The sequence below is a fragment of the Alteromonas lipotrueiana genome, from assembly GCF_019249245.1.
GTDB classification, from domain to species: Bacteria; Pseudomonadota; Gammaproteobacteria; order Enterobacterales; family Alteromonadaceae; genus Alteromonas; species Alteromonas lipotrueiana.
In genome coordinates, this window is sequence record NZ_JAESDK010000037.1 from 1 (window position 1) to 2,090 (window position 2,090).

1 protein-coding gene and 2 tRNA genes are annotated in these 2,090 nt (G+C 43.5%); 1 reads left to right on the forward strand and 2 read right to left on the reverse strand.

The window, feature by feature from the left end; all coding sequences use genetic code 11:
- Positions 1–161 precede the first annotated feature (161 nt).
- Positions 162–237: transfer RNA gene (locus JK130_RS16495), tRNA-Ala, on the reverse strand.
- 106 nt (positions 238–343) lie between these two features.
- Positions 344–1,753: a glutamate--tRNA ligase gene (gene gltX / locus JK130_RS16500; RefSeq protein ID WP_218355429.1), complete on the reverse strand. Its 1,410-nt coding sequence runs from the start codon at positions 1,751–1,753 to the stop codon at positions 344–346.
- A gap of 260 nt (positions 1,754–2,013) precedes the next feature.
- Between gltX and JK130_RS16505 the strand changes: the two genes are divergently transcribed.
- A tRNA-Val gene (locus tag JK130_RS16505) sits at positions 2,014–2,089 on the forward strand.
- The last annotated feature ends 1 nt before the right edge of the window (position 2,090 follow it).

The following is a 2,090-nucleotide window of genomic DNA, read 5'->3' on the forward strand; positions in this document are numbered from 1 at the left end:
ATGATTCTAGTCCTGAGGAATGTTTCCCCTGGCCTACCCGAAAGCAAGCTTTCGAGATTTTTTGTAAGGCGAATCACTTTAACGTGATGAGCGGCCTTAACCTAAGAATGCACAAAGAAGCTTTCTTTGCAGTTACAAATCAGTGATTCATAACTAAAATTTGGTGGAGCCAGGCGGGATCGAACCGCCGACCTCTTGCATGCCATGCAAGCGCTCTCCCAGCTGAGCTATGGCCCCAAAGTCTACGTTACTAATATACTACAAATAGAGCACGTTGTTCCGTGACAGCGGGGCGCATTCTAGGCATACCCCACTGCCCTGTCAACGGTTTTTTTGACAAAAACTAAGAATTTTCTCTGTTTGATATAAAACTAACCGCTTTGTCGATTCTTTGCTCAACCTTTTGCTTTGACAGCAGATTTAGCGTTACATCCAAAGACGGAGAATTGCCGCCGCCGGTCGCGGCTACTCGCAGTGGCATCCCTATTTTACCCATTCCTACACCGAGATCTTCAGCAGTAGCATTTATCGCAGCCTGAATATTTTCAGGTGACCAGGTTTCAATAGCCATCAACTTTTTGCTTACCTCTATTAATGGCTCTTTAGCGACCGGTCGAAGATGTTTTTTAGCTGCTTTCTCATCAAATTCGGTGAAGTCTTCGTAAAAATAACGACTGATTTGTGCCATTTCTTTTAATGTTTTTACCCGGTCAGCCTGAATGGCTACTACATTTTCAAGTGTCGGGCCATTGTTTAAGCCAATATCCTGCTCTTCAAAATGCCATTTTGCGAAGGTAGCCACTTCACTCACTGGCATCGTTTTCATGTAGTGCTGATTTAGCCATATTAGCTTATCCGTATTAAAAGCAGAGGCTGACTGCCCTATGGCATCAAGGTTAAAATATTCAATCATTTCACTTAGAGAAAATATTTCCTGATCACCATGAGCCCATCCTAGTCGTACCAAATAGTTGAGCACAGCCTGAGGTAAAAAGCCGTCATCACGGTATTGCATTACACTTACTGCACCATGACGTTTAGATAACTTTTTGCCGTCATCTCCTAAAATCATAGAAACGTGTGCGTAATGCGGCACAGGTGCACCTAAAGCTTCTAAAATATTAATCTGACGCGGCGTGTTGTTGATATGATCTTCACCGCGCACTACATGAGTAATCCCCATGTCCCAGTCATCTACTACCACACAAAAGTTGTAGGTAGGCGTGCCATCACTACGCTGAATCACAAGATCATCAAGTTCGGTATTACTGATTTCAATTTTGCCACGAATATGATCATGAATAACAACCGTTCCTTCCAACGGGTTTTTAAACCTGATTGCATAAGGTTCACCTTTTGGATGATCGGTACGATCGCGCCATGTTCCTGGGTAGCGGGGCTTTTCACCCCGCGCTTTTTGCTCTTCGCGAATTTGATCAAGCTCTTCGCTAGTCATAAAGCACTTATAGGCTTTACCTTCGTCTAGTAGCTGATTGATAAATGTTTTGTACCGGTCAAAACGTTCAGTTTGCAAATAAGGCCCTTTGTCCCATGACAAACCTAACCATTGCATACCATCTAATATAGCCTGTTTAGCCTCTTCGGTAGACCGCTCAATGTCGGTATCTTCAATTCGAAGAACAAATTCACCACCCTGACTTTTTGCATACAACCAAGAATACAGCGCGGTCCGAGCGCCTCCTACATGCAGGTATCCGGTAGGACTTGGGGCAAATCTGGTAACAACCGACATATCAAACTCTCTATAAAATAATAGGACAAAAACAATGAACCGCATTCTACCAGTGTTCTGGCAGCGGCAAAACATCGGCTTTCTTCTATTGAACGAGAAGTTCTGTAAAAATGTCGAAAATGTATTAAATATGAGCAAAATCATTAGCGGCGACGTTTTTTTGTTCAAACGAACAAGTTAGTGATATTTTGTTGTTGACTCTTTGAAGAGCGACTCTATAATACCGCCCCACTTGCCTAAGACGGCAAAGACAAATCAAAGGACGTTTAGCTCAGTTGGGAGAGCATCGCCCTTACAAGGCGAGGGTCACTGGTTCAAGTCCAGTAACGTCCACCAC

Coding starts and splice junctions, on each gene's coding strand:
- gltX (WP_218355429.1), bottom strand. CDS start 1,753: ATGTCGGTTGTTACCAGATTTGCCCCAAGTCCTACCGGATACCTGCAT.